This is a genomic window from uncultured Lactobacillus sp. (assembly GCF_946477725.1).
Lineage (GTDB): Bacteria > Bacillota > Bacilli > Lactobacillales > Lactobacillaceae > Lactobacillus.
The window spans coordinates 167,171-188,524 of record NZ_CAMKZC010000002.1; the positions used below are offsets into that span (position 1 = coordinate 167,171).

Consider the following 21,354-nt stretch of genomic DNA (forward strand, 5'->3'; position numbering starts at 1 on the left):
GCTTCCTTTCAATTATTGTGCTACAACAACCATAGCTGGTCTTAAAGTACGATCTTTGTACAAGTATCCCTTTTGCAAAACTCGTACAATATGATCTTTTTGATCATCATTTTCAGCTGCAACGGTTTGAACAGCTTGGTGTAAATTGGGATCAAATTTGACACCTTCAGCTGTAATTTCGCTGATACCGTGATCTTTCATCGCTTTAACAAGTGAATCAAGTGTCATCTGGACACCTTTTTTAAGCTGTTTTGATGCTTCATCGTCGACTTTAGTAGCTAAAGCTCTTTCTAAATTATCCATCGCCGGCAAAACATCTTTAGCTAAAGATTGAGATTCATATTTGATAAGCTGCGCTCTTTCTTTATTATAGCGATTTTGCATATTTTGCATCTCAGCTTGACTGCGCAAATACTTATCTTCCAAATCGTCTTTTTCTTTTTGCAATTGAGTCAAATTATGCTGCAATTTACTTTCCAAAGACTCCGGTTTCTTTTCTTCGTTAGCCTTAGAATCTTCTACTTCTGCCTGTGACTTTTTATGTTCAGCTTTTTTTGACTCTTTTTTTGAGTTCTTACTATTATCTTCTTCTTTACTCACGGCTAACCTCCTTTATTTGAATCTACCATAATAATCAAGTAATTTTTTTGATAGCTCGTTTCTGAAATACTCGAGTAATCCAATCACCTGAGAATACGGCATATTATCAGGGCCAAGTAAAGCAATTATGCCCTTTCCATGAGAGCCAACGCTATACTCTGCCGTAAGCAGACTGTAATCCTTTAACAAATCATTTGATAATTCGGATCCTAAACTAACTCGAACCGGATACCTGTCGCTTTTCAAATTTTGCCTATTGTCTAAAATACTGGAAATCAAATCATTATGCTCAATCATTTCATAGAGCGATCTTAAATTTGAAACATCGTCTAAAGAAATGTTATTAAGCAGGTTAATCTGACCATCAACATAGGTTTGTTCACTAGCGGCATCGTTAATAACATCCTCGACCAAATTAATCAGTTCAGAGACATGAGCAACTTTAAGTTTATTGCCCAAAGTCCTTTTAAGATAGTCTGGAGTAACCTGATCTAAAGTTTGACCCACCAGCTGATCGTTAATCATGCGCACAGCCTGTTCAATTTCATCACCATTAACATTATAAGGTAAAGTATAAACCTGGTCATGAACGTCACCATCACTAGTTCCTAAGACGGCCATAATCTGTCTGTTAAACAATGGCACGATCCGAAAACCAGTAATAGTTAATTCACTATTTTCAGGACCTTCCGCAAATGCTGTGTAATTGGTTAGATCCGATAAAATTTTTACAGCTGCCTGAACGATGTCGTTAACCTGATGAAACGGTTGATCAAGCTGACTAATGATTCGCTTATATACAGAAGATGAAATTTGTAAAGGTTCAACCAAGTTGTCAAGATAGTAGCGGTAGCCTTCAGTTGAAGGTACGCGGCCACTGGACAAATGAGTTTTTTCAATCAAACCCTTATCTTCTAAAACAGCCATTTCGTTACGAATAGTAGCACTTGAAACCTTAATAGGCAGTTGATTCATAACAGTCTTGGACCCAACAGGATCATGTGTCTGCGTAAAATCATTGATAATTGTTTTTAAAATTAATTCTTGACGTTCGGTCAACATAAATATCGCCCTCACTTTTAGCACTCAATCTGATTAGGTGCTAACAATTTATATGATACTAGCTTTTAGCAGAATGTCAAGTTGAGTGCTAACTTTTTTCTTAAAAAACGTCAATCATTTTTTAGTGTTATTAATTAATCCATCGCAGCAAAATAATTTTTAATTTCAGCCTCGTCTTGACTCATTTGTTTTGTTAGCTCTTTTAAATTGGCAAATTTAATTTCACCACGGGTATACTTATACCATTTAATTACCATTTCCTCATCATAGGCTTCCTGATCAAAGCCAAATAAGTTTGACTCAATATAAAGCTTTTTCCCCTGATTGATAGTCACATTATAGCCTACACTTGTCATTGAGTCATACCACTTACCACAAATCTTAGTTTTAGTCGCATATACCCCAATTTTAGGAACAGCCTTGTCATCAGTCCAAACCAAATTAGCTGTAGGAAAACCGAGTTTATGACCATTGCGTAAACCGTGACCAACATAGCCTGACATAACATAGGGAAAACCTAACAACTTAGCAGCTAATTCCATATTTCCGCTAGTTATCGCCTTCTTGATTTCCGTAGAACCAATTTTTTGACCATCATAAGATTGCTTAGGAACATTAACAATATCGAATCTTCCCTGAGCAAACTTAGGGAAATTTTTCATATTAGCCCTGTCTTTAGGGCCATAGGTGTAGTCAAAACCAGCTACGACAGTGTCTGCATGTAATTTAACTATTATATTATCAACAAATTCCTGTGCAGTTAGTTTACTAAAAGCTTCATTAAAGTGCATCACCAACAAATAGTCAACTTTAAGTTTCTGCATCTTGTATGCTTTTTCTGGAAGAGTATCAATGTATGTAACTTTTTTATTTTGATAAACTTCTTTTGGATGACGATCAAATGTCATTACCACTAGTGGCAAATGTTTTTGCGTTGCCTTTTCTTTTGCAATTTTGATTAATTCTTGATGTCCGCGATGAACTCCATCGAAGAAACCTAAAGCAAGAATAATATTTTGGGGAATTATGTTTTCCTTAAAGGGGTATGTTAAATGGATAATTTCCATAATAAGACCTTCATTCACCTATTCATTTTGTAAAAGCATTAAATACGGGCGATAAATGGTACCATCTTTGCGATAAATTGCCTTAACTTTATTATTGTAACGTAATGCCACATTATTTGCATTCGTTTTCAAAGAAATAGCTGCACCATTTTTAACTTTAGACCATAATTTTTCATCAAGATCCATTTGCACGTAATTTGTAAAAAAAGAATCAATGGGTTGAATAATTTGATCAATTAATTTAGGATCTGCAATTATTTCAGACAATTCTACAGATTGACTAATATCAAAGCCTGAACTAGATGTGCGACGCAAACATTTCATCACAGCTGGTACTTTTAACTCAGAACCTAAATCATTTATTAAAGAACGAACATAGGTACCTTTACTACATTCAATTTCAAAGTCAAAAGTTTCTTGACCTTTTTCTTTATCATAAAAAGGTTCATTTACAAGATTATAAGCCAAAATTTCGACCTGTCTTTTAGGTCGTTCTACTTCAATGCCAGCTCGTGCATATTCATACAAATGCTTGCCCTTAACCCTCACAGCAGAATAGATTGGCGGCACCTGCTCAATTTGTCCCACAAATTCCTGCATTGCTTCTTTTATCTCAGTTGAAGTGATTTTGGTCGTAATTTTTTTGTTAGCAGTTATTTTGCCGCTAATATCGCAACTATCGGTGGCAAATCCAAGTATACCTTGACCAATATATCTTTTATTTTGAGTATGCATTAACTCAATCAGCTTAGTGGCCTGTCCTATTGCAACTGGTAAAACACCCGTAACATCTGGATCTAGAGTACCCGCATGACCTATTTTCTTAATATGCAAGATTTTGCGTAAGTGATAGACAACATCAGCACTTGTCATGCCTTTTTCTTTATCTATTACCAAAATACCATTTAACATTTTTCCATACCCTAACCATGAAAAAAGCGCCTAACAGCGCTTTTCTTAATTATTTCGATTTGCATCCTGCTTTTTTACTTCAGCGATTAACTGATCAATTTTACTACCGTATTTAACTGAATTATCTCGTTTAAAGATCAATTCAGGAACTTTGTAAACTGTTAAGACTTGGCCTAATAAATGTCGCATCATACCTTTTGCTTTATTTAAACCAGCTGCAGCCTCTTCTTCCTTTTTTGTATCTTCTGAAAGAATACTGTAGTAAACAGTAGCATATGAGAGATCATTAGTACACTCAACAGCTGTGATTGTAACGTCATTAACACGTGGATCACGAATATTTTTGCGCAAAATTTTCGTTAATTCACGGAGGATTTCTCCTTCAACACGACCAATTCTGTGTTTCATACTTTCCTCCCAGTTAATTACTCTGGTTTGACTTCTTGCTTTTCAACGGCTTCCATTTCATCACCAATTTTGATATCATTGTAGCCCTCAATTGTTAAGCCACAGTCAAACCCTTGTTTAACCATTTTAGCATCATCTTTAAATCTTTTAAGTGATGCCACTTTTCCAGTATATATTACAACACCGTCACGAATCAAATTGATTTCAGAATCTTTTGAAACATAACCAGAATCAACAAAGGCACCAGCAATTGTTCCCACCTTGGAAACCTTCCAAGTCTCGCGTACAGTTAAATTACCTACAACCTTATCTTCATAAGTTGGTTCAAGCATACCCTTCATCGCAGCTTTAACATCGTCAATAGCCTTGTAAATAATGCTGTACAAACGAATATCCACACCATCTGTTTCAGCTTGTGACTTTGCGGTAGCTGTTGGACGAACATTAAAGCCAATTATGAAGGCATTCGAAGCGCCAGCCAAGGTAACATCTGATTCATTTACAGCACCAACTCCAGCATGAATAATGTTTACACGCACACCTTCAACTTCTATCTTTTCAAGTGACTGCTGTAAAGCCTCTACAGAACCTTGAACATCCGCTTTTAAGACAACATCTACTTCCTTCATGTTTTCTTTTTTCATTGTGTCAAACAGGTTATCAAGAGTAACATGTTGAACATTTTCACGAGATTGTTGCAAAGCTTGTTGCGCTCTTTGTTCACCAACACTTCTAGCAGTCTTTTCATCATCGAATACTACTATTTTATCAGCAGATTCTGGAACATCATTTAATCCGGTAATCTCTACCGGCATTGACGGTGTGGCCTTTTCAACTTGACGACCACGGTCATTAGTCATGACACGGACTCTACCAAAGCGATTCCCAACTACAATTGGATCGCCAACCTTTAGTGTTCCTTGTTGAACTAAAAGGTCGGCAACAGGACCGCGTCCACGAGAAAGTCTAGCTTCAATAACAGTACCAATTGCTTTTTGTGTTGGGTCTGCTTTTAATTCCATCACATCTGCCTGCAGGAGAATCATTTGCAAAAGTTCATCAACATTTTCACCGGTTTTGGCAGAAATGTTAACAAATATTGTGTCCCCACCGTAATTTTCCGGGATTAAATTGTACTTCATTAACTGTTCAGTAACATGCTCAGGATTTGCTCCCGGAACATCCATCTTGTTAATGGCAACAATAATTGGAACTTTAGCACTCTTAGCGTGATCAATAGCTTCAACAGTTTGTGGCATTACACCATCATCTGCAGCAACAACCAAGACAACAATATCGGTAATTTCTGCACCACGTTCACGCATATTTGAAAATGCGGCATGTCCTGGTGTATCCAAGAAAGTAATTGGCTGATTATCAACCCTTACCTGGTAAGCACCAATTTTTTGCGTAATTCCTCCAGCTTCATGAGCCGAAACATGAGTGTGACGTAAGCGGTCAAGCAAAGTAGTTTTACCATGGTCAACATGTCCCATAATGGTAACTACTGGTGGACGTTTAATTAAATGCTTAGATTTCAAAGAGGCTTTCATTCTCTTGTCATAAAGATTATCAATGTCAGATATATCCTCATGAACCTTTTCTTGAGCATTAATATTATATTCAGCCGCCACTAATTCTATTGCATCTTTATCAAGGGATTGATTTTGATTAGTCATGACACCCAGCATAAATAATTTTTTAACTATTTCCGCTGGCTCGCGGTGCAGAATTTTTCCTAAGTCTTGAGCATTCATACCCACTTCGTAAACCAGAGTATCCGGCAATGGCCGCTCTTTTCTTTGCGTTGGCTGCTTTTTATGTACTTGTTCAAACTGCTTCTTCTTATTTTTACGTTTACGCTTTTCTTGATGCTTCGAATAATTATTTGCACCATAGGTTTGATTTTTACCTTTTCTGCCTGGCTTGCCAGAATTACGACCATGACCGTTGCCACGACGTTTTTCTTCTTTTTCGGGTTCAGGAGCAGCAGTATCTAAAATTTTAGGCTGGCGAACAGGCGTAGACTTTTGCTTATTCTTAAACCTGGCTGGTGAAGGTTTAAGAATTTTAGGTCCAGTCACTTTAGGAGCTGTAGTTTCAGTTTTAACTACTTTATTTTCTGTCTTAGAAACAGACTTATTAGTTTCAGCAGACGCTGGTTTAATTTTAGTCTGATTTTCTTTATAAGACTTTTGTGCTCTTTCCGTTTGCCGATTTAATTTTTTCTCTTCCACTCGCTGTTTTTGCTTTAATTGCTTTAATAAATCTTGAGCTACTGGTTTAGAAGTTTTTTGACTCAAATTGGAATGTTGTCTAGTGCGATCTTGACCTTGTCTTGATCTATTATTTGATTTGTGAAAGTTATTATTTTTTCTATTACTTTTACTATTCTTAGTTTCATCATGCTTTTTTTCATTCTTTCGAATTGAAGTAACAGAAATTTTGATTTTACTACTCTTTTTCGCTGGTCTTTCTTGCTTTTTGGCGGGAGCGGAGCTGCTGCGGAAACTACCCTTTATTTGCTCTACTTGTGTATCTTCAAGTGATGACATATGATTTTTTACATCAAACCCCAGGTCCTTTGCTTTATTGACCACAGTTTTATTATCGATGCCTAATTCTTTCGCCAATTCATAAATTCTTGTTTTAGTCATCAAATCACACTCCTTCTTTGATTTTTTGTAACATTGCTTTGCCAAAACCAGCATCAGTAATTCCCAAAACTTTACGCTTTTTACCAATAGCTTGGGAAATTTCACTGCTATTGAATTCTGTAATCACAGGTACGTTATTTTGCTTTCCAATTTTGCTAATCTTTGCGGTGGTATCTGCCTGTGTGTCATGAGCTAAAATAATCAGCTTAACTTTTTTAGCCTTTACGCCCATTGACACAATTTCAAATCCTGAAACCAGTTTACCTGCCTTTTGGCTTAGTCCTATTAAATTTAATGCTTTTTGTCTATTTTGCAAACCTATTTATCACCAAACAATTCTTTTCTTGCCTTTTGATGGTCAACATATGAATAAAGCTCTTGGTAAAACTCTTCAGGCACTTTTGTTCCTAAGCTGCGCTCAATCAGTCCCTTTTTCTGAGCGTTTTTAATCTGACTTGGATCAAGTGAGACATATGCTCCTCTACCAGGTTTCTTTCCAGTAGGATCAACTGCGATATTTTTTTCTTTGTCAACCACAATTCTGACTAATTCTTTTTTGGGCTGCATAGTATTAGTTAACAAGTCTTTTCGCATTGGAATCTTTCTTTTTTTCAAAAAGTTTCACCCCTTGCATTATTCTCCAGTAGTATCTACCGTTTCACCGTTAGTAACTTCATCTGGAAGTCCATCTTCTGTTTTGGTCTCTTCAGATGCAGGTTCTTCTTCTGCAGCAGAATTATCTGTTACATCACTTGCAGAATTTGCATCACCTGCTACGAAAGTGTCAGATTCAGCCTCTTTATTTTCCTTTTCAGCTTGATCACTGCTTTCATCAACAAATTCTACTTCTGATTCTGGTCTGATATCTATTTTATAACCTGTTAGCCGTGCAGCCAAACGAACATTTTGTCCCTTTTTCCCAATTGCCAGTGATAATTGGTAATCAGGAACTATTACTAAAGCACTTTTTTCATCATCTTCATCTCCAAATTGCACGGCAATAACCTCTGCAGGATTTAAAGCATTAGCTATATAATCTGACGGATCTTCTTCGTATTTAACTACATCTATATTTTCTCCGTCAAGTTCGTTGACCACATTTTGCACTCTGGCACCTCTTTGACCAACGCAAGTACCAACCGGATCAATGTTAGGATCGTTCGATTTCACGGCAATTTTAGTTCTGTCTCCTGCTTCACGTGCAATTGAAGCAACTTCTACCGTTCCATCGTAAATTTCAGGTACTTCTTGTTCAAATAACCTTTTTACCATATCAGGGGCAGTGCGTGAAACCGTAATTTGGGCTCCCTTAGAATCCGAGCCAACATGTGTCACTAAAACCCGAATCTGATCTTGTGGATTATAAGTTTCACCTGGCATTTGATCATTGCGAGGCATTACTGCTTCAACATTACCAATTTTAACATAAACAAAGCGATTATCACGTCTTTCAACTGTGCCGGTTATCAATTCATCTTCATATTGAGAATATTCATCAATAATATGGTTTCTTTCAGCTTCGCGTAAATGTTGCATAATAACCTGTTTAGCTGTTTGGGCAGCAATGCGACCAAAGTTCTTGGGTGCAACCTCAAAACGAATTTTATCACCAAGTTCATAGGCCCGATTAATTGTCAAAGCATCTTTTAAACTGATTTCCAGGCGTTCATCATGAACTTCTTCAACAACAGTTTTTTCAGTCATTAATTTGAAGTCCCCTCTGCGCTCGTCAAATTCAACTATGACGTTTGTTGCTTGGTTATAATTCTTCTTATACGCCGCAACCAGTGCCGCTTTTATTGCTTCAACAATTACATCTTGTTTTATACCTTTAGTTTTTTCCAAAGTAGCAAACGCTTCAAGCATTTCTTTAGACATAATTTTTTAATCAACCTTTCTAAAACTCAATTGCAAAACGAATATTTGCAATTAATTTACGGGGAAGCGATAAAACCCTTTTTCTTGTTTTTACCTTTATTTCAAGCTTGATCTCGTTATCATCAAAAGATTTTAAAGTTCCCTCATATTCCTTTTCGCCTTCAACTTTTTGATAAAGGTTAACATGTACATAGTCATTTAAGGCCTTTTGCCAGTCGGAAGCATTTTTTAATGGTCTTTCGATACCAGGTGAAGAAACTTCTAAAATATATGGATCAGGAAATGGATCAGGTTGCAACTGATCAAGTTTCGTAGATAATAGTTCACTTAACCCCGCAATTTCATCCATATCAATACCATTTTCACGGTCAACGTATATTCTTAAATAATTCTGACCTTTTTCTTTAACATATTCCATATCGACAAACTCATCGTTTCGTGCAGCAATAATTGGTTTGATCTCTTCGATAACAGAATCTTTAACTTTCGCCAAGTACTTTCCTCCGTAATAAAAAGAGTGAGCAAATTTGCCCACTCCGAATCATTTATTCGAACTTCTTTAGGAAGTATAACACATTTATATTAATACTGCAAAATTTTAAAAGAGTGAGAGTTGATTTTGGTCTGGCATACCTGCTAAGACTTCGTTATCCTCCAAATAATCCATGATCGATTGCGATACTTTGCCCCGATTAGCCAAATCTTCTTTGGATAAAAATTCTTGCTCAGTTCTAGCAGCCACAATCTGTTTAGCTGCATTGTTGCCTAATCCGGGAACAGCATTGAATGGTGCTAAAATAGTATGCTTATCTATTATTTTAAAATTGGTCGCTTCTGACTTATTAATATCGACCATTTTAATTTTAATTCCACGTTCCAAACATTCATTAGCAATTTCAAGAACAGTTAACAAACTCTTGTCCTTTGCCGATGCATCGTTTCCCTGATTCTGAATATCGGCCATTGCCTTTTTGACCGTATTTTTACCATGACTCATAGCGACCAAGTCAAATAAGTCGGCACGGACTGAAAAATAAGCGGTATAGTAAATTTCAGGATAATAAACCTTGAACCAGGCAATTCTAAGAGCCATTAGGATATAGGCGGTAGCATGGGCCTTAGGGAACATATACTTAATTTTGAGACACGACGGAATATACCAGTCAGGTATCTTATCGTTTTTCTTTAAAACAGCCATATCGTCATCACTAATTCCGCGGCCATGACGCACAGATTCCATTGTAGAAAAGGCTACTTCAGGTTTAACACCCCAGTGGATCAGGTCCATCATGATATTGTCACGACAGCCAATAACATCTTTTAACTTGCAAGTGCCATTATTAACTAATTCCTCGGCATTTCCGAGCCAAACGTCAGTACCATGAGACAAGCCTGAAATTTGCAACAGTTCAGAAAAAGTAGTTGGCTTGGTTTCTTCAAGCATCCCTCTAACGAATTTAGTACCAAATTCCGGTACCCCTAGGGTACCTGTTTCTGATTGAATTTGTTCAGGGGTCACACCTAATATTTTAGGACTTGAAAATAGTGACATCACTCCGGGATCATCAGGTGGGATTGTTAACGGATCAACGCCTGAAAGATCCTGCAACATCCTAATCATCGTTGGATCATCATGACCTAAAATATCAAATTTTAAGATATTATCATGGATGGAATGAAAGTCAAAATGCGTCGTTAACCAGGCAGCATTAACATCATCTGCTGGATATTGTACTGGAGTAAAATCATAAATATCCATATCATCTGGAACCACAACAATTCCTGCCGGGTGCTGACCAGTTGTTCTTTTAACGCCGCTGACTCCAGCTGCAAGACGATCTAGTTCTGCTCCGCGCAAATTCAATTCTTTTTCTTCATCATAATGCTTAGCATAACCATAGGCTGTTTTATCTGCCACTGTGGCAATTGTACCGGCACGGTATGAATTATCAGGTCCAAACATTACCCGAATAAAGTTATGAGCCACTGGTTGATAGTCACCAGAGAAATTCAAATCGATATCTGGAACTTTGTCACCATGGAACCCTAAAAATGTTGCAAATGGAATATCCTGGCCGTCTTTAACTAACTCTGCCCCACAGTTGGGACACTTTTTATCAGGCAAGTCATAGCCTGAACCAAATTCACCATTTTCAAAGAACTGCGAGTATTTACATTTTGGACAGCGATAGTGCGGCGGCAGAGGGTTGACTTCAGTGATTCCTGACATTGTAGCAACAAGGCTGGAACCGACGGAACCCCGCGAACCAACCAAATAGCCGTCTTTATTAGATTTAGCCACCAATCTTTGTGAAATCAAGTATATAACTGCATAACCATTTGAAATGATCGAGTTGAGTTCCATGTCAAGTCTGTCTTGAACTATTTTAGGTAACGGATCTCCATAAAGCTCATGAGCCTTGTCATACGTCAAACGTTTCATTTCTTCATCTGCATTATCAATGTGAGGAGGATAAAGTCCATCTTTAATAGGTGAAATTTCCGCAATTGATTCAGCTATTTTATTAGGATTGGTTATGACTATTTCCTTAGCAACATCTTCACCTAAAAAATTAAATGCGTCCAGCATTTCCTGAGTAGTGTAAAAGTGCATATCAGGCTGCTTTTTGTTTCTATCAGGATTGCTGCGTTGTGCCGAAATTAAAATTGTACGGTAAATAGCATCATGTTCCTCAATGTAATGCGCGTCTCCAGTAGCTACAACTGGTTTATTCAATTCCTTACCCAATTTATAAATGTTAGTCAGAATTTCTTCAAGTTCTGCTTCGTCGGCAATCAAATGATCTTCAATCATAATGGAATAATTTGCAGGAGGTTGAATTTCGAGATAATCATAAAAGCGGGCTTTTTTACGGGCCTCATCATATCCCTTCTGCATCATTGCGACAAAAACATCGCCCTCAGAACAACCTGAACCGTATAGCAAGCCTTCATGATTTTTTACTAAATCAGATTTTGGCGTTCTTGGTATTCGATAAAAATCTTTCGTATTTGCGATTGAAACCAACCTGTACATGTTTTTAAGACCCGTCTGATTTTTAGCTAAGATGGTCATGTGTTGTGGTCGTGCCCTCTTAAATACTTGACCTTGAGCAGCATATTCGTTCATCTTACCCAAATTGTCTTCATGATACTTTTTGGTAAAAGCTTCCAGAAGCTTAAACATTAAATAGCCCGTAGCCTCAGCGTCCTGATTAGCTCGATGATGATGCTCTAAGACTACATTATATTTTTTAGCCAGTGAATCAAGCGTATGTCTTGATTGTTCTGGGTGAAGCAAGCGCGATACTTCAAGTGTATCCACTACCGGTTGAGTTATTTCGCCAAGTTGTGCCCGTCTTAATGCAGCATTGACAAATCCAACGTCAAATTGCACATTATGACCGCAAAGTGGTCGATCGCCATAAAAATCTTGAAATTGCTTAATTACTACAGCTTCGTCATCAGCAGCCCCAACCATTTCATCAGTAATTGAAGTTAAGTTAATTGTCTGTTCGCATAATGGATGGTGGGGATTAATAAATTTATCGAATCTTTCCAGAACTTCACCATTTTTCATCTTAACGGCGCCAATTTCAATGATAGTATCGTAAACAGAAGAAAGACCAGTTGTTTCAACGTCAAAAATGACAAATTCACGATCTTTATAAGTCATTGATGCAGGATTAAGAACAAGCAGAGCATGATCATCAATCATATTAGCTTCAAGACCATAAATAATTTTGACGCCATTCTTTTTACCAGCATTATATGCTTCCGGAAAGGCTTGAACATCGGCATGGTCTGTAATGGCGATTGCCTTTTGGCCGAACTTTTTGGCTGTTTTGACAAAATCTGTTGCTGTATTAGTCGCATCAAGCTGACTCATATTGGTGTGCAGATGTAATTCTACTCTTTTTTCATCGCCTTGATACTTTTCCGTTCGCCCAACATGCTCAATAATTTCTAAAGCAGAAATGTTAAAAACGGTATCATGACTCCACTGGTCCTGAGAAGCTGATCCCTGCATCTTTGCCCAGGTTCCAGGCTTTATGTCTTCCATACCTTGAATTTGCTCTTTATCAGAAACAAATTTCTTAAATGAGATGGAATCAGTATAGTCTGTTATTTCACCAGTAAAAATGATTGAACCTGTTTTTAATTCTCTACTAGAAATATTAAAAATATTTCCTTCTATTACAACATTTCTACTGCCATCAATAACATCTTTAATTTGTGTTAGAGGCAGATTTTCATCTAGCTTACGGGTACCATAGCGACTTTTTTTAGTAGGATAACTTGGAGTTTTGCCTTTTTCTTGTGTTGGAGCAGCATCATATTCTTCCTGCATGTTTTGCTCATGCTGCTGCTGCAATTCTTGCAGACTGGCTAAATTATTGAGAGAATTTTCATCATCGATTTCAGTCACAAACTTCAAATTAAAGAAACCATAATTTCTCATTTCTTCAGCTAGCTCATCAAGCATCTTTTGTTCAAGTAGCCCATCAACAACCAAATTATCTACGGGAATAATCCAGCGCCCATCTTCCTTTTTAGGTTTATGGCTGGAAATAAATTCTCGAGCCACCGGCTGCAAAGCCTGAGAATTCTGGACAGCATAGTGCCAATAATCAGTTAAGTAGTCATCTGCTCCATCCTGGGAACGAATATATAAGCGAGTATTAACAAAAGAAGAAAAATTAGCGGTTATTGCCTTATTTAATGCATCAAAAGTTGCAAATTTTAACGGTGTAGTAAAAAGAACGTGGATATCCCACCTGTGTTCTCTAGCGTAAACATCCACGTTCTCTATTTCACCTTTTTGCAGCAATTTATTATCTGCAAATTCTTGCGGAAACTTTATTTGCTGCAACAACCTTAAAAATAGTTTATTTTTATCAGTCACGAAAATTATCCTAACTCTTTATTAACAAAATCATCTAATTCAGACAGTGTTATTTCAGTAGCTTTTTCGTCAGCAGGTCTTTTGACTTCAACTACACCTTCAGCTGCTTTTTTACCGACTGTAACCCTAACTGGAGCGCCAAGTAAGTCAGCATCTGCAAACTTCACACCAGCACGCTCATTACGATCATCATATAATACATCATACTTAGCACTGTATTTTTCTTCAAGTTTTTGAGCCAGAGCAGATTGATCATTATCTTTCATTTTCATTTGAACGATATGAAGACTAAAAGGTGCAATCTCTTTTGGCCAGGCTACACCATTTTTGGTTAAATGTTGTTCAATGACTGCAGATAATACTCTAGTAACTCCAATGCCGTATGAACCCATTATCACAGGCTGGGCTTTACCATTCTGATCTAAAAAGTTTGCACCCATGGTTTTGGTATAATATGTTCCCAGTTTAAAAATATGACCAACTTCAATAGAAGTAGTGAATTTTAAAGGGAGATGATCAACCGGATCCGGTTCACCTTCATTGGCTACCCTAATATCTCCAAACTTGTCTGGATTAATATCACGCTTTAAATTCACATTTTTAAATTGAAAACCAGTTTTATTAGCACCCACAACAACATTATACAGGTCTTTTACCGTGTTATCTGCAACAACTTGATCTGCCCAGTCAGCATTAATTGGTCCGACACTACCCTTAGTGACACCAGTTATCTGTTCTAGTTCATCATCTGTAGCTACTCTAAGTGAATTTACATCTAACAGGTGCTTTAATTTTACTTCGTTGATCTGTTTGTCGCCACGAATTAAAACCAATACCTTTGCTTTTTCATCAGCAAGGTAAAGGATACTTTTAACTATCCGTGTAGCTGGCACTTGCAGGAATTGAACAAGATCAGAAATAGTTTCTTTACCTGGAGTAGCAACTTCTTCAACTTGCTTTAATTGTTCTTCTTCTGGCTTAAAAGTATCGACACTTGAAGCCATTTCTAAGTTAGCTGAATATGTTCCTGTTTCATTAGTGGCAATAGTATCTTCACCAATTGCTGCAGGAGCTTGGAATTCTGTCGAATTTTTGCCACCCATAGTACCAGAATCAGCAATTACTGGGGTAACCTTTAAACCACACCGATGATAAGCAGCCGTAAAAGCTTTCTTTTCATCCTCAAACTGCTGATCAAGTTGCTCTTTGGTAGCAGCAAAGCTATAGGCATCAAGCATTATAAATTCACGAGACCTTAATAAACCAAAACGAGGTCTGTTTTCGTCCCTAAACTTTGATTGAATTTGGAAAAGAGCGATCGGCATTTGTTTATAGCTCTTTAAATCTTTAGCGACAATATCAGTAAAAGTTTCCTCATGAGTCGGTCCCAGTAAACTTTGGCGCCCATGTCTGTCCTTTAATTTAAACATTTCAGGCCCATATTTTTGCCATCTACCCGATTCTTCCCATAGAGTCGCAGGCAAAAGATCTGGCATTGCCATTTCCGGCACGTTGATTTTTGCCATTTCTTCGCGCATTATTTTCTCGGCTTTACTTAAGACGCGATATCCTAAGGGCAAATAAGCATAAACTCCAGCTGTTACTTGGCGAACATATCCACCTCGCAACATTAATTTATGACTTTCAGCAACAGCATCAGCTGGTGCCTCTTTTAAAGTCGGCATAAATAATTTAGATTGACGCATTAATTCTCTCTCCCAAATTTATTTTATTTAATAAAGTAACGGTAGATATCATTGCCCGTTACAGCAATAATTAAAACTAACAGTAAACCGAAACCGATTAATTCCACTATAGCTTCATGATTTTCAGAAATTGGTTTACCACGAATGATTTCAATAATATTTAGTAAAAATTTACCACCATCTAAGCCAGGAATTGGTATTAGATTGACAATACCCAAGTTAATAGAAATCATTGCCAAAAAAGCCAAAATATAGGTGAAGCCCATTTTAGAAACCTGTGAAGTCTGTGAATAAATCCCAACTGGGCCGGAAAGTTTATTTAAGCTGAAGTGACGGAATAAACCACCAACTGCATTAAAAATCATCCCCGTAGTGGAAACGGCTGTATCCCAGCCCCGCTTAAACTTAGCATTAAAACTATCATTGCTTTTGGCTCTAATTCCAATTTGATAAACTTTTTGCCCCTGCACCTTAACGACTTGTGGTTGAACACTTATCACTTTTTTGTGATTATTTTTGACCACCGCAATATTAGTTTTTTCGCCTTTGCTTTGATAAATTTCTTCAGATATTTGTTCAAAAGAGGTTATTTTATGGCCATTAACAGCCGTTATTTTTGAACCAGGCTCAAGCTTTGCAAGCGCAGCCGGGGAATTTGGTGCCACTTCTGCCACTTCTGTAGTAGCTGGTCCTGGAACGGTAAAAGTCCATATCAAAAAAACAACAAAACCCAAAATTATATTCATCAAAGGGCCAGCAATGTTAGTAGCTAATTTTTGCCAGACATTTGCTTCTTGAAACTGCGTGTCGCGGGGAGCAATGATCAGTTCAGTATTTGATTGATCAATGATAGTGGCATCATGATTGACCTGATATGTTACTAGTTTTTCTTCTTCGCCGTTTTCATATCCGGAAATAAAGAGTTTATCAACTAGGTCAAACTTAGTGATTTGCAATGGAATTCCTTCAATTGGGATGTCCGACTCAGAAGCATCAATCCGAACTACTTCATTTTGCTGATTGAGTTGCAAAACTACTCTCATACCAGGAGCTAATGTAGTTTCATCATCTTTACTTGCCAAACGCACATAACCACCTAAAGGTAGCCACCTAATGGTATAAGTAGTAGGATTGCGTCGAACTTGGAAAAGTTTAGGTCCCATCCCAATTGAAAATTCACGCACTAAAATGCCGCATTTTTTAGCAACAATAAAATGCCCAAACTCATGGACAAAAACCAATATTCCAAATACAACTAAAAAGATTAGTATACCTTTCACAAGAATTCTCCTAGTGCATGATTCCCATTAAAGCAGCAAATACAGGCAAAACAAAGAGCATACTGTCAAAACGATCTAAAATACCGCCATGACCAGGTAGTATTTTGCCAGAATCCTTAACCCCGTAATATCTCTTATAAGCTGATTCAACTAGGTCGCCCATTTGGCCAACAATTGATAGCACAAAGGCAAAAATAATCATTTCAACTTGTGAATGGTTTAAGTTGACAAAATAAACATAAATTGCGGCACAAACAACTGCACAAATTGTGCCCCCAATTGATCCTTCCCAAGTTTTATTAGGACTTATCACAGGCCATAACTTATGTTTACCAATTTTTCGGCCAATCATATATGCACCTGTGTCAGTAAGCCATACAACGACAAAAACGTAGCAAAGAAGTGCAAGACCATTACTTGCATTTCTGACGCTTGCCATATAATGAAAGCCTGTGCCGACATATAATGAGCCTAAAGTATAAACGGCTACATCGTCAAAAGTGGTTTTATTTTTAGTTAAAACAGTCCAGGTAAGCATTAGCATGATAAGGGCAAAATAAATACCATATTTCGTCCAGTGAAATGGCATTGACTGGATAAAATTATCTGGTACAGCCCAAGTGATAGTAGCCAGTAACGCCAATAAAAAATTGACTGAAACCAGAATTTGCTTTTTCATTAAAAAGAATTCGCTAATACCAACGGCTGCAAAGATGACGGTGAGCCACTCCATCCAGAGCCCACCCATAATTACAATAGGAATAAATAAAATTAAAGCAATTACTGCTGTGATTATACGTTGTTTCATATAAATACCTAACTATCCGATTCATCAAGTTTGCCGAAACGACGATGACGATTCTGAAAATCTTTAACAAATTTTTCTAAATCAGTTTTATTAAAATCTGGCCAATTTTTCTCACTAAAAGCAAGTTCTGAATAAGCTAACTGCCAAAGCATAAAATTAGAAATCCTTTGTTCACCAGATGTTCTAATTAATAAATCAGGATCGCTATATTCGCCAAAACTCGCAGTCATCAATCTGTGGGAAATCATTTCCTCATCAATTTCTTCGCTTGTTATCGCATTTGTTTCAACGAGCGTGGCAAGCTCTTTTACTGCAGTCGTAATCTCTCTTCTAGAGCCATAATTGAAAGCAAAGTTCAAAATTAAACCGCTATTTGTGGCAGTTTCCGCCATTGCTCTTTGGACAACATCATAAGTCTTAGGCGGCAACTCATCTAAATAGCCCATAATATTCACTTTGACGTTTTCCTTCATCAGGGTAGGCATAAATTTGTCAAAAAAACGCACTGGCAAGTTCATCAAATATGCTACTTCTTCCTTGGGTCTGGCCCAATTTTCTGTAGAAAATGCATATAGTGATAAGACTTTGATACCAAGTTGGTCGGCTGCCAAAGTTATTCTTTCGACATTATTCATGCCTTCGTAATGGCCTGCAATTCGCGGCTTCCGTTGCCTAGTTGCCCAACGACCATTACCATCCATTATAATAGCTAAATGGTTTAATTGATTTTTTTTACTTGCCATTTAATTAGCCTTGTGTAATTTCCTTACGCTTTTCTTCCGCAATTTTGTCGATTCTTTTAGTAGCATCATCCGTAACTTTCTGCACTTTCTTTTCCAAATTGCGTTGTTCGTCTTCCGTGATTTCATCGTCTTTCTGTTGTTTTTTCAGACTGTTCATAGCATCACGACGAACATTCCTAATGGCAATCTTACTCTCTTCAGCCATCTTGTTGACTTCTTTGGCAATTTCTTGTCGTCTCTCACCAGTAAGTTGCGGGATCACTAAACGAATCACCTTACCATCATTTGCAGGTGTTAAGCCCAAGTTTGAAGCTAAAAGAGCATGTTCAATATTATCAAGACTGCTTTTGTCATAGGGCGTGATTAATAATACTCGCGGCTCCGGAATAGTGACACTGGACATTTGCGTTAGTGGTGTCGGGGCACCATAATAATCAACTTTTACACCTTCAAGTAAAGCTGCATTAGCAACACCAGCACGAATAGAGCCCAAGTTTTTTTCAAAAACGGTAATTGATTTATTCATATTATCTTGTGCTTTTTTAATAGCATCATTATTCATTATTTTCTCCTCCGATTACTGTTCCAATATTTTCACCTAAAACCACTTTTTTAATATTACCTTCAGTATTAACGTTGAATACAATAAGAGGAATGTTCGTGTCCATTGAAAGTGAACTTGCCGTTCTGTCCATGACTTTTAAGTTTTTAGAAATAAGATCTAACTGAGAAAGTGCACTATATTTTTTGGCATTGGGATCAACTTTCGGATCAGCAGAGTAAACTCCGTCAACTCCATTTTTAGCCATCAGAATGACATCCGCGCCTATTTCAGCGGCTCTTAGTGCAGCAGTGGTATCAGTCGAAAAGTAAGGATTACCAGTGCCACCACCCATAATTACTACTCGCCCTTTTTCTAAATGACGAATTGCTTTTCTTCTAATATATGGTTCTGCTATTTGTCTCATTTCAATCGATGTTTGTAATCTAGTAGGTACGCCTACATGTTCCAAGCCATCTTGAAGAGCTAAACCATTCATTATAGTAGCAAGCATACCCATATAATCAGCTTGTGAACGCTCCATTCCTAGTTTTGCACCAGTTTCACCTCGCCACATGTTACCGCCACCAACGACAATACCAATATCAACACCGAGTTCATGAACTGATTTGATTTCTTTTGCTAAATGACTAATGACCGTGGGATTTATTCCAGTTCCTTCAGCACCAGCAAGAGCTTCACCAGAAATTTTTAAAACTATACGCTTATACTTAACTTTAGTCATGACAGCCTCCTCTATTAACTTTAGTTATTCTACCATATAAAAAGCGCAAATGTGGACTTAGAAATAAAAGAGAGGGATTTCTTAAAAAAATTCTTTGACCTAAAAATTAACGGGAAAAGCAAAAAATCTCAAAGTTATCTACTTCGAGATTTTCAAAATATAATTAATATTTATTTTCCCTATTAATTTGCAGCAATAAATTGTAAAGTGACCCATACAAATTTGAATCGTTCCTAAAATGAGCAGAAACAATGGCAGGCTTAGTTAAAGTATTTCCTATAATAGGGTTCTTTTCCTGTACCAATTTGTCATATTCTTTGTTAATACCACTTATTAAAATTGGTTGGGCACTGATACCACCACCAATAGCTATTTTTTCAACATCTACTACGGTTTGGATATTGAGAATTAAGCCAGCTATAATAAGACAATAGTTCTGAAAGATATTTACCGCGTCAGGTGACTTCTCCTTAATTGCCTCAAAAGCATGAAGTCCATCATTTTCTTTAGGATAATTAAGTTTGTGGTTTATCTTTTTAATAAAATTGACGGCAGAGCCAATGTTACCCAAAGAGCCCTGCATATTATCTGGGTGAGATAAATCATTAATCATAAAACTTAATTCACCAGCCTGATAATGTGTTCCTCTTAATAAGTGACCATCAATAATTATGCCACCGCCAACTCCTGTTCCCAAAGTAATAGCGGCACAATTTTGTTCACCTTTTAGACTCCCCAACCAGTTTTCAGCTAGAACACTGGCTTTACCATCATTAATAACAGCAACCGCTATGTGGTACTTTTTACCATATATTTCGGCAAAGTCAATGCCATCTAAAAATGGTAAGGCTCCGCCAAACCTTATTTTAGTATTTTCAATTTTACCAGGAGCACAAAAGCCGATGCCCTTGATATCTGAAATATAGCGATTGACAATTCCATCAATACTTTCTAAAAAATTTGCTTTATCTTGATCAGTAGCAATTTTATCTTTTTCAATTATATTTCCTGCAGAATCTAATTTAGCAAATTTAATTTCAGTTCCGCCAATATCAATGCTCAAATAATTTTTCATAAATCTCTTCCATATAAATCACGACAATACTGCAAACAACTTTAATACATTATCTCAAATACTCACCTTAAACAACTATTTGACATGCGAATTAAAAAAATCACCTATTTGCTTTATTGCTAATTTGGTTTCTGGACAATCAAATAAAACAAAAACATGAAAAAGATCTTGCCAAACATGCCACTGTACATCAACTCCAGCTTTTTGACATAAGAAATTTAGTATTGCTGAGTTATCGTATTTTACTTCCTCACTGCCACAATTAATTAAAATTGGAGGAAAGTCATGGAAGTCGTCATATATTGGTGAGATTAAGGGATCTTTCTTTTCGGGATCATCAAAGTATGGAACGGGAGCAGTTGCCCCAATGAGCATAGGATCTCGTTCATTTCTATAATATTCAGATGGAAAAATATTAAGCTGACTAATAATCGGAGAAAATACTGAAATTTTTTCAGGTAAATTTTTATGTTCATTTCGCAATTGAATAGTAAGTGTAAGAGCTAGTGTAGCTCCTGCTGACTCACCAAACAACAAAATTTTATCATATTTATCTTTTAAGTAAATATAGGCATTGTAGACATCTATTTGAGCATCTGGATGTTTTCCTTCTGGATACTGTCGGTAATCTACTGAAAAAACATCTGCTTTACTGCTTTTACCCAAACTTATTGCAAGTTTTCTTCTTGAAAAAACTGTTCCTGTAGCATAGGCACCACCATGAAGAAACATAATAACATTATTTTTGTTTTGCGCATTTTGAATTAAATAAAACTCACCTTTTACGAATTCTTTATTAACTTTCTTAACTTTTACATCGTCAGGTATTTTGTATTGATTCCCTATATCCGCATTTGCTCTTGCTACTCTTACAACTTCTGGTGTTAGCGGTTCATTTTGACTAGGCTTAATATTATTTCTAGAGAAATCAATCGCCTTTTTTGCTTGTTCACTAATCATTTTTAC

The 21,354-nt window shown here is 36.9% G+C and carries 19 protein-coding genes; all 19 read right to left on the reverse strand.

What is annotated here, in order from left to right:
- Positions 1-12: 12 nt before the first annotated feature.
- The 19 genes from grpE to Q0R51_RS02195 all read right to left on the reverse strand — a co-directional run bounded on the left by grpE (position 13) and on the right by Q0R51_RS02195 (position 21,348).
- Positions 13-600 (reverse strand): nucleotide exchange factor GrpE, encoded by a 588-nt coding sequence (gene grpE, locus Q0R51_RS02105; protein WP_294756335.1) that lies wholly within the window; start codon positions 598-600, stop codon positions 13-15.
- 12 nt (positions 601-612) lie between these two features.
- Positions 613-1,662, reverse strand: a complete 1,050-nt coding sequence (gene hrcA, locus Q0R51_RS02110) for a heat-inducible transcriptional repressor HrcA (protein ID WP_294756336.1) — start codon at positions 1,660-1,662, stop codon at positions 613-615.
- A 134-nt stretch (positions 1,663-1,796) separates the two neighbouring features.
- Positions 1,797-2,729, reverse strand: coding sequence for a riboflavin biosynthesis protein RibF (gene ribF / locus Q0R51_RS02115; protein WP_294756338.1), 933 nt, complete (start codon positions 2,727-2,729; stop codon positions 1,797-1,799).
- 18 nt (positions 2,730-2,747) lie between these two features.
- Positions 2,748-3,641 carry a tRNA pseudouridine(55) synthase TruB gene (gene truB, locus Q0R51_RS02120; RefSeq protein ID WP_294756340.1) on the reverse strand — a complete coding sequence of 298 codons (894 nt, stop codon included), beginning with the start codon at positions 3,639-3,641 and terminating at the stop codon, positions 2,748-2,750.
- A 45-nt stretch (positions 3,642-3,686) separates the two neighbouring features.
- Complete coding sequence (locus Q0R51_RS02125) at positions 3,687-4,049, reverse strand: ribosome-binding factor A (protein WP_294756341.1); 363 nt, start codon at positions 4,047-4,049, stop codon at positions 3,687-3,689.
- Positions 4,050-4,066: 17 nt separating this feature from the next.
- Entirely contained in the window at positions 4,067-6,706 is a 2,640-nt protein-coding gene (gene infB, locus Q0R51_RS02130; protein WP_294756343.1) for a translation initiation factor IF-2, read from the reverse strand.
- Positions 6,707-6,710: 4 nt separating this feature from the next.
- Positions 6,711-7,022 carry a ribosomal L7Ae/L30e/S12e/Gadd45 family protein gene (locus Q0R51_RS02135; RefSeq protein ID WP_294756345.1) on the reverse strand — a complete coding sequence of 104 codons (312 nt, stop codon included), beginning with the start codon at positions 7,020-7,022 and terminating at the stop codon, positions 6,711-6,713.
- Between the two features lie 2 nt (positions 7,023-7,024).
- Entirely contained in the window at positions 7,025-7,321 is a 297-nt protein-coding gene (locus Q0R51_RS02140; RefSeq protein WP_110446180.1) for an RNase P modulator RnpM, read from the reverse strand.
- Between the two features lie 18 nt (positions 7,322-7,339).
- Positions 7,340-8,584 carry a transcription termination factor NusA gene (gene nusA / locus Q0R51_RS02145; RefSeq protein ID WP_294756347.1) on the reverse strand — a complete coding sequence of 415 codons (1,245 nt, stop codon included), beginning with the start codon at positions 8,582-8,584 and terminating at the stop codon, positions 7,340-7,342.
- Positions 8,585-8,603: 19 nt separating this feature from the next.
- Positions 8,604-9,077, reverse strand: a complete 474-nt coding sequence (gene rimP, locus Q0R51_RS02150; RefSeq protein WP_198202174.1) for a ribosome maturation factor RimP — start codon at positions 9,075-9,077, stop codon at positions 8,604-8,606.
- A 105-nt stretch (positions 9,078-9,182) separates the two neighbouring features.
- Positions 9,183-13,490 (reverse strand): PolC-type DNA polymerase III, encoded by a 4,308-nt coding sequence (locus Q0R51_RS02155; RefSeq protein ID WP_294756351.1) that lies wholly within the window; start codon positions 13,488-13,490, stop codon positions 9,183-9,185.
- 5 nt (positions 13,491-13,495) lie between these two features.
- Complete coding sequence (locus Q0R51_RS02160) at positions 13,496-15,196, reverse strand: proline--tRNA ligase (RefSeq protein ID WP_294756353.1); 1,701 nt, start codon at positions 15,194-15,196, stop codon at positions 13,496-13,498.
- Between the two features lie 23 nt (positions 15,197-15,219).
- Entirely contained in the window at positions 15,220-16,476 is a 1,257-nt protein-coding gene (rseP, locus tag Q0R51_RS02165) for an RIP metalloprotease RseP (protein WP_294756355.1), read from the reverse strand.
- Between the two features lie 10 nt (positions 16,477-16,486).
- The gene (locus tag Q0R51_RS02170) at positions 16,487-17,284 is read right to left on the reverse strand and encodes a phosphatidate cytidylyltransferase (protein ID WP_294756356.1); all 798 of its coding nucleotides are present in this window, start codon (positions 17,282-17,284) and stop codon (positions 16,487-16,489) included.
- Positions 17,285-17,292: 8 nt separating this feature from the next.
- Positions 17,293-18,027 (reverse strand): isoprenyl transferase, encoded by a 735-nt coding sequence (locus Q0R51_RS02175; protein WP_294756357.1) that lies wholly within the window; start codon positions 18,025-18,027, stop codon positions 17,293-17,295.
- A gap of 4 nt (positions 18,028-18,031) precedes the next feature.
- The gene (frr, locus tag Q0R51_RS02180) at positions 18,032-18,589 is read right to left on the reverse strand and encodes a ribosome recycling factor (protein WP_046325001.1); all 558 of its coding nucleotides are present in this window, start codon (positions 18,587-18,589) and stop codon (positions 18,032-18,034) included.
- On the reverse strand, positions 18,582-19,313 hold the full coding sequence (pyrH, locus tag Q0R51_RS02185) for a UMP kinase (RefSeq protein WP_122026158.1): 732 nt from the start codon (positions 19,311-19,313) through the stop codon (positions 18,582-18,584). The genes frr and pyrH overlap by 8 nt, the downstream gene beginning before the upstream one ends.
- A gap of 163 nt (positions 19,314-19,476) precedes the next feature.
- Positions 19,477-20,388 (reverse strand): ROK family protein, encoded by a 912-nt coding sequence (locus Q0R51_RS02190; RefSeq protein ID WP_294756359.1) that lies wholly within the window; start codon positions 20,386-20,388, stop codon positions 19,477-19,479.
- Between the two features lie 75 nt (positions 20,389-20,463).
- Positions 20,464-21,348 (reverse strand): alpha/beta hydrolase, encoded by an 885-nt coding sequence (locus Q0R51_RS02195; RefSeq protein WP_294756361.1) that lies wholly within the window; start codon positions 21,346-21,348, stop codon positions 20,464-20,466.
- Between the last annotated feature and the right edge of the window lie 6 nt (positions 21,349-21,354).